Source organism: Geobacillus sp. YHL, from assembly GCF_022341265.1.
Taxonomy (GTDB): Bacteria; Bacillota; Bacilli; order Bacillales; family Anoxybacillaceae; genus Geobacillus; species Geobacillus thermoleovorans.
Genome location: NZ_JAEIGB010000013.1, coordinates 72,405 through 80,082 on the forward strand (window position 1 = coordinate 72,405; position 7,678 = coordinate 80,082).

Here is a 7,678-nt window from a genome sequence, read left to right on the forward strand (position 1 = left end):
CAATTTAACTTTCTTTGTTAGTAGGTGGGATCTATGCAACCGTATATTTTGGAAATGAAGGGAATTACAAAAGAGTTTCCAGGGGTTCGGGCATTGGACAACGTGACTTTTTCCGTTCGTAAGGGAGAGATCCATGCCCTTTGTGGAGAAAATGGTGCTGGGAAATCGACGTTGATGAAAGTTCTCAGCGGCGTTTATCCATATGGGACATACGAGGGAAGGATTTATATTGAGGGAAAGGAAGTTCGATTTAGAAACATTAAAGAGTCACAGGCAGCGGGAATTGCTATTATTTATCAAGAATTGGCATTGGTTGACGAAATGACCGTTGCCGAGAATTTATTTCTTGGTCATGAGTTAATGCGACGGAGATATATAGACTGGAATCGGTTGTACTCGGAGACGCAAAAATGGTTGCAAAAAATCGGGTTGAATATTGACCCGGAAACAAAGATTCGAGATTTAACGGTAGGCAAGCAACAGTTAGTAGAAATCGCCAAAGCACTCGCCCAAGACGCTAAGATCATTATTTTAGATGAGCCGACAGCTGCACTGACGGACAGTGATGTAGAAGTGTTAAAACAAATTCTTCGAGACCTTCGCGCCCAAGGAGTTACTTGTATTTATATTTCCCATAAACTAAACGAAGTTATGGAATTGGCTGACACAGTAACAGTTTTACGTGACGGACAAACCGTTAGTACGGATTCTATTGATCTGTTGACGGAAGAACGGATTATTGCAAAGATGGTAGGTCGGGAACTGAACGAGTTATATCCTTATGAACCTCGAGATATTGGACCAGAAGTGCTTAAAGTAGAAAACTATTCTGTTAGAGATCAAAGGACAGGACGAACAATCATCGGGGATGTCTCTTTTTCCTTACGGAGAGGCGAGATTTTGGGAATTTCCGGATTGATGGGCTCTGGAAGGACAGAACTGTTTACTAGCCTGTTTGGCGCTTATCGCGGAAAGAAAGAAGGAACTGTTTGGATTGATGGCAAACAAGTTCATATTCACCGGCCTTTGGAAGCGATTGAATGTGGAATGGCGTATGTGTCTGAAGATCGGAAAAAGTATGGACTTGTTTTAGAGATGGATATTATTAAAAATACTACTCTTGTTGCATTAAAAAAGGTGGCAAGGCGGCATGTGATTGATCGGGCGCTGGAGGTCAAACAGGCGGAAGAAATCACAAGAAAAATGAAATTAAAAGCCCCTTCTTTAGAAGCGAAAGTATCTCAGCTTAGTGGAGGCAATCAGCAAAAAATCGTGTTGAGCAAGTGGCTCTTGAGCAATCCTAAAATATTAATTTTGGATGAACCCACTCGTGGAATCGACGTCGGAGCCAAATACGAAATTTATAAAATCATTAACGAGCTGGCTAGACAGGGGGTGGCAATTGTTTTGATTTCATCTGAGCTGCCAGAAGTCATGGGAATGTCAGACCGCATTTTAGTCATGTCAGAAGGACGAATAACCGGGGAATTTCAACGACATGAGGCAACGCAAGAAAAAATTATGACTTGTGCAACAGGAGGAAAAAAGGATGAAAAATCCACTTCCTACAACTACATTGGGAAACCGAACGGATCAGAAGGTGCAATGGAATTTTGACTTCCGTTCTTATACACTGATTATCGCACTATTTTTAATCGCTGTGATTTTTGGTTTCTTAACTGACTGGGAATTCGTTTCGTCCCGGAATTTGTCTAACTTATTTATGCAAATGTCTGTGATTTCTGTTTTAGCCATTGGAATGACAATGATTATTATAGCTGGTCACATTGATCTGTCAGTGGGTTCGGTTGTTGGACTGACTGGAGGGATTGCTGCGATTTTGCAAGTATGGCATGGTTGGGGGACCATCAGTGTCATTTTAGTGGCGATTGCCGCCGGAGCGTTGATTGGACTCTGGCAAGGATGGTGGGTGGCTTATCGCGGTGTTCCTGCTTTTATTGTCACCTTGGGAGGAATGTTAATTTTTCGGGGGATTTTAATCGGGATTAGCAATGGTGAAACCGTAGCACCGTTAGATAATAGTTTTGAAGCGATTGGAAACAGTTATCTTCCTTATGCAATCGGTTATATTTTAGCGATTGTTAGCATCATTCTATTATTTGTTTCCGTAGAGAGAAATAGAAAAAAACGAAAAGAGCTAGGTTTGGCGCTTAATTCAAAGGCAAATGATTATGGAAAAATATTAGGCTATTCACTGTGTATTTTTGTTCTCGTGTACATGCTAAACCGTTACTATGGTGTTCCCATCCCCATGCTTATTGTTGTTTTACTGGCGATGATCTTTGTTTTCATCGCTGTAAAGACACCATTTGGACGATATATTTATGCGATCGGCGGGAATATTGAGGCGGCTGCATTATCCGGAATCAACATTAAGAGAGTCGTGCTGTCCGTTTTTGTTTTAATGGGAATTCTCTCTGCCATAGCGGGTGTTCTTTTGACAAGTCGGTTGAATGCCGCCACGGTAAGCGCTGGAGAGATGTATGAGCTGGATGCCATTGCAGCTTGCGTGATTGGCGGTACAAGTTTAATGGGGGGAAGGGGAAACATCGTTGGGGCAATCATCGGCGCTCTGATTATGGCTAGTATCGATAATGGCATGAGTATGATGAATATTGAGACTTTTTGGCAATATATCGTGAAAGGGTTAATTTTAGTTATCGCTGTTTGGATGGACATTTCAAATAAGGATAAGGCGAGTTGAATCTCACATGGTTTGAGCGGTTTGATTGAAGAAAAAAGGGAGAGAGCTGGTTCTTTTTCAGGCCAGCTCTCTCCCTTTAAACATGGGGCATTTTGGTATGTGGGCGATGGGGGTGGATACTTGTTCCCGCTCGAAGCATAATTCAATCGCTTCAAATCTGGTACACTTTATCCAATGTACTCTTTTTCATGATTGAACACCTTGAACCTATTTTATTATACTCCCTTTGTTCTCTATATCCATTTTTTGGATTGACATCATTCTAATAGCGAAAAGAGAACAGAACGATTAATCTATCGGATGAAATTATGATGAAACGGTTGTCTCACCTGTTTTTGAGACAATCTTTTTTGTTTTGGATTTTGCCGTTCAGACATGGTACATTGATTAAGGAAAAGCCTTCTCCTATTGCCCTCGAAAGAAACGTCATCTATACTTAGGGGAAATCCTGCATCATTCCGTCAGTTTTTGTTGCCATAAGTTTTTGATTCAGGAGAGTTCAAGGGGGATTAGCATAGTGAAGAAGTTACTACTCATTTATGCTTGTTTAGTCAGTTTGTTTATTCTTTATATATACCGCTATCATTTAGAAATTTCTCGCCTCCGTTTAGCTTCTCAAGGAGAGACAGCGTTTCAAGGCAAACCAGATGAAAAATACGTCATGGTCACTTTCCAATCAGGTATGGATTATTGGAAGCGCTGTCTGAAAGGATTTGAAGATGCAGCGGAAGCATTGAACGTCTCCGTGGAATATCGGGGGGCTACCCAATATGATGTCAACGAGCAAGTTACGGTGCTGGAACAAGTGATCGCGAGAAAACCGGCAGGTATTGCTGTTTCCGCCATTAATCCGACCGCGCTGACAAAGACAATCAATAAAGCTGTTGAGAAAGGGATTCCAGTTGTATTATTTGACTCGAATGCTTCGGGAAGCAAGGCGTTTTCGTTTCTAGGGACGAATAATTATAGTGCTGGAGTGACAGCTGCTCACGAAATGGCAAAACTACTGAGAAATGGCGGAAACGTTGCCGTGATTACCTCCCCCCATCAACTTAATCATCAAGAGAGAACGAGAGGATTTGTTGAGACGATCTATGAAAAATATCCACGAATGCAAGTGGTGGCTGTGAAGAATGGAAAAGGAGACACTATGGTCTCAAAACAGGCGGCAATAGAGATTTTGCGAGATTATCCGGATGTGCAAGGGATCTTTGCCACAGAAGCGAACGGAGGAGTTGGCGTGGCGGAAGCAATCAAAGAGCTAAATAAGAAAGAGATTACGGTCATTAGTTTTGATACAGAAAAACAAACATTAGATTTGGTGAAGGAAGGTGTGATCGCTGCGACATTGGCGCAAGGAACATGGAATATGGGGTACTGGTCGCTGCAGTTTTTATTTCATCTCCATCATCATCTTACCTCACCATCACGATCGGGGGATTTACCGCTACCCGCGTATGTTGATACAGGAATTACGATCGTTACACGAGAAAATGTGGATCATTTTTATGCCAAATGACTACAGAGAAACGAGTGATTGACGTTGCGAATGCTGAAGCGTTGGCGGGTTAGCCATTGGCCGATACGATACAAGTTTGTTTCGTTGTTACTCATCTCAATGATTGTGCCTGCACTCTGCTTAGGAAGCTTGGTAGGGTGGACGGTGGATCGAATTATTGAACGACAAGTAAATGAAAATACGTTGCAATTGATTAGCCAAGTCAATCAGACATTAGAGTTTTATGCCAATAATATGCAAAACGCAACGTATCTGATTGCTTTTAATCCGCAAATAAAAGCGTTCTTGGATCGTAGAGCGCCTCGCAATGATTATGAAATGCGTCAATTTTTGCAAGGAATCACTACGTTGTATCCCGAGATTGCGGGGATTTTAGTTGTTAACGAGTATGGCGACTATATAAGCAATGAAATGTACAGCCGTTCTCCCCGGCCGTTGACAAGGGAATCATGGTATCGTGAGGCTGTGAAAAATAAAGGGATTTTTAAAATGCTCGGTCATCCGGTTGGAAGAAATGTTATTTCTCATGCCCATTATACAAGTGCAGAAGTCATATCCGCGGTTCGAGCCATTGTGGATCCGGAGACACAAAACGTGAAAGGGGTTGTACTGGTTGATTTAAAGTTGAGAGTCATTGCGGAAGCGACCAAAAATATCCGTCTTGGAAAATGGGGATATTTACTGGTGATGGATGAGCAAGGGAAAAGCATCTATACTCCGAGCCGTTCCACAGTGACAGCTGTCCCGATGCGCTGGATCAAAGGAAATAGCCGTTCATTTTTCAAGAACATCAATGGACAACACGTTCAGTTTATTTACCAGCGCTCGCCGTTTACGAATTGGACAACAATCGGAGTGTTTCCCAGTGATGAATCAGCACTAGAAGTGAAAGAAATCCGTTTTTATATCGTCAGTTTTATTTTTTTCGTCTGTTTTATTGCCATTGGTACTTCTTATTACCTGTCGTTTTCATTATCTCGTCCGATCAGTCAGCTGACGGCATTTATGAAAAAAGCGCAAGCAGGCGATTTAACGGTTCGTTATCATGGGGAGCGTATGGATGAAATTGGGATATTGGGTCGAAGTTTCAACCACATGTTGGATCAAATGCAGCATTTTATTTCTTTGGCGGAATGGCAAGAGCGACAGCGGTGGGAGGCAGAGTTGCGGGGATTGCAAGCACAAATTAAACCGCACTTCCTTTACAATACATTAGATACCATTCAATGGATGGCGCGCAAAAAAGGGGCTGATGATGTTGCCGAGTTGGTCAACAATCTGGCAAAGTTGTTCCGCATTGGATTGAGCAAGGGGAAGGATATGATTCGTTTGGCTGAGGAAGTAGAACATACGAAAAGTTATTTACGTATCCAGGAAGTTCGCTATAAAGATAAGTTGGACTATACCTTTGATATTCCAGAACATCTGCAACAATTTTATGTGTTAAAGTTGCTATTGCAGCCGATTGTAGAGAATGCGATTTATCACGGTATCAAACAGAGAAGAGGACAAGGGCATATTTGGATTCAAGCGCGAGAACATGAAGGAGCGATGTATATTTGTGTAAAAGACGATGGCGTCGGAATGTCACGGGAGCGGCTACAAGAGTTGCAGAAAAGTTTAGCCATTGACTTTACATCGGGAGACCAAGAAGGAAAGATGAAAAAGGTGAAAGGGTACGGAATGGTGAACGTACAAGCCCGCTTACAGTTAACATTTGGTCCTCGCTATCGACTGTATATCGATAGTCAGGAAGGGAAAGGGACAACTGTGACAATTGTGCACCCGATCATCCCCCATCTTCCTTAGGAGGAATGGATTCATGTGGAAAGTGTTGATTGCGGACGATGAGGCTATCATTCGTGAAGGAATTCGGGAATCAATCGATTGGCATGAATTTAACATGGAAGTTGTTGCAGAAGCAGAAGATGGGGAAGAGGCGTTGGAATTCGCTTTGCAGCATCGAGTCGATGTATTGTTTGTCGATTTAAGCATGCCGATTATGGACGGGATTACACTGATGAAACATGCGCGGGAGAAGTTGCCCCATTGTCGTATGATTGTGATTACCGGTTATGATGAGTTTTCGTATGCACAGGAAGCGATTCGCCTTCAAGTGGATGATTATTTATTAAAGCCCACTCATCCGCAGCAATTGCGCGAAGTAGTCGCAAAAGTGAAGGAGAAGCTCGAACAGGAGCAACAGGAAAAACGATATATGGAACTGTTAACAAATCAAGTACAGAAGCATGCTCACGTGCTTCGCCAGCAATTAGGAATGGAATGGGTGGCAGGGCGACTGACAGAGGAGGATATGATCGAGCAACTGTCATTGCTTGGACTTTCGTGGTCTTGCCCTGCGCAAATCATTGTCATTCAATGGTTTTCATTTAAAAATCAGCCCATTGTGAGCGATCGGGATCGGCAGTTGCTTTTATTTGCCATCGAAAACGCCCTCTCTGAATTATTGGAAGATGGCGAAAAAATTATTTTTCGTGATCCGAACGAGCTCGTCGTTGTGATCAGCTGGAAAGCGATCAGCGAAGAACAGTGCAGGCAAATTGAAATGGCACTGAAGCAACATCTGCATATCAAAGCTAGTGTATATATAGAAACAGTGCAAGGAGGAATGGGCGGGGTGAGAACGGCATATGAAAAATGCAAAGAGCAAATGGAGAAAGAAAGCCGTATTTCTCCGATTGTCCGCCGCGCTAGGCAGTATATACAGAAACACTTTAGCCAGCCGGATTTGACGCTTGAGTCCGTGGCTCAGTTTCTCAATGTTTCCCCGGTTTATTTAAGCCGAATGATCAAACAAGAACTCGGCATTTCGTTTACCCATTTGTTGACGAAAACTCGGATGGAGAAGGCGTCGGAATTGCTTTTGTCTACCGAGTTGCCGATTCATGAAATTGCTGAACGTGTCGGTTATGATACACAGCATTATTTCAGCACGGCTTTTAAAAAGACGATAGGGGTGTCTCCAAATCAATATCGGAAAATGCACATAACAAAGGATACCTTTTGAGATGATCAGGGAGGAGCGAGTATTGGATGAGAGGAGACGGATCGAAAAGGTTATCTGTTATCAAAAATGGATACGATTAGTGAAAAAGGGTGTCCCGATCCTTATGGGGACACCTTTTTCTTTCCGTGAAAACCTTGTCGGCAAGCGGTCATTTTCATCTCCGGGTGGAGAGCAGATCGTGCCGCTCATGGAACTTTCCGCAAAAATGTCCGTACCTTGATCCATCATTCTATGTCGAGATCAGAAGGGGTGTTTCCTCATGGATGTTTTTGAAAACGCTTCAACAAAGTTAAATTTTTATAAAAATACAGGCGTGTTGATTATCCAATAAAATCCAAAGGGTATAGAAAAAAGAGCACCTTTCCTGTAGAATGTGAGTAGCGACACAAACAAACCCAGGAGGTGC

General features: G+C 42.6%; 5 protein-coding genes. All 5 read left to right on the top strand.

All coding sequences use genetic code 11. The annotated features are described in order from the left end of the window. The first annotated feature begins 33 nt into the window (after positions 1-33). Positions 34-1,617: a xylose ABC transporter ATP-binding protein gene (locus tag JCR24_RS12140; RefSeq protein WP_238980700.1), complete on the top strand. Its 1,584-nt coding sequence runs from the start codon at positions 34-36 to the stop codon at positions 1,615-1,617. Then, a complete protein-coding gene (locus JCR24_RS12145) occupies positions 1,550-2,725 on the top strand; it encodes a sugar ABC transporter permease (RefSeq protein WP_238980701.1) in 1,176 nt (391 codons plus the stop codon). Before JCR24_RS12140 ends, JCR24_RS12145 begins: the two co-directional genes overlap by 68 nt. A gap of 517 nt (positions 2,726-3,242) precedes the next feature. Continuing rightward, positions 3,243-4,244 (top strand): substrate-binding domain-containing protein, encoded by a 1,002-nt coding sequence (locus JCR24_RS12150; RefSeq protein WP_031409164.1) that lies wholly within the window; start codon positions 3,243-3,245, stop codon positions 4,242-4,244. A gap of 30 nt (positions 4,245-4,274) precedes the next feature. Beyond that, positions 4,275-6,053 (top strand): cache domain-containing sensor histidine kinase, encoded by a 1,779-nt coding sequence (locus JCR24_RS12155; RefSeq protein WP_238980705.1) that lies wholly within the window; start codon positions 4,275-4,277, stop codon positions 6,051-6,053. Positions 6,054-6,066: 13 nt separating this feature from the next. After that, the gene (locus JCR24_RS12160) at positions 6,067-7,272 is read left to right on the top strand and encodes a response regulator transcription factor (protein ID WP_238980702.1); all 1,206 of its coding nucleotides are present in this window, start codon (positions 6,067-6,069) and stop codon (positions 7,270-7,272) included. Positions 7,273-7,678: the final 406 nt, after the last annotated feature.

What these genes read in the sequence shown, in the direction of transcription:
- JCR24_RS12140 (WP_238980700.1), top strand. Translation starts at nt 34, where the DNA reads ATGCAACCGTATATTTTGGAAATGAAGGGAATTACAAAAGAGTTTCCA.
- JCR24_RS12145 (WP_238980701.1), top strand. Translation starts at nt 1,550, where the DNA reads ATGAAAAATCCACTTCCTACAACTACATTGGGAAACCGAACGGATCAG.
- JCR24_RS12155 (WP_238980705.1), top strand. Translation starts at nt 4,275, where the DNA reads ATGCTGAAGCGTTGGCGGGTTAGCCATTGGCCGATACGATACAAGTTT.
- JCR24_RS12160 (WP_238980702.1), top strand. Translation starts at nt 6,067, where the DNA reads ATGTGGAAAGTGTTGATTGCGGACGATGAGGCTATCATTCGTGAAGGA.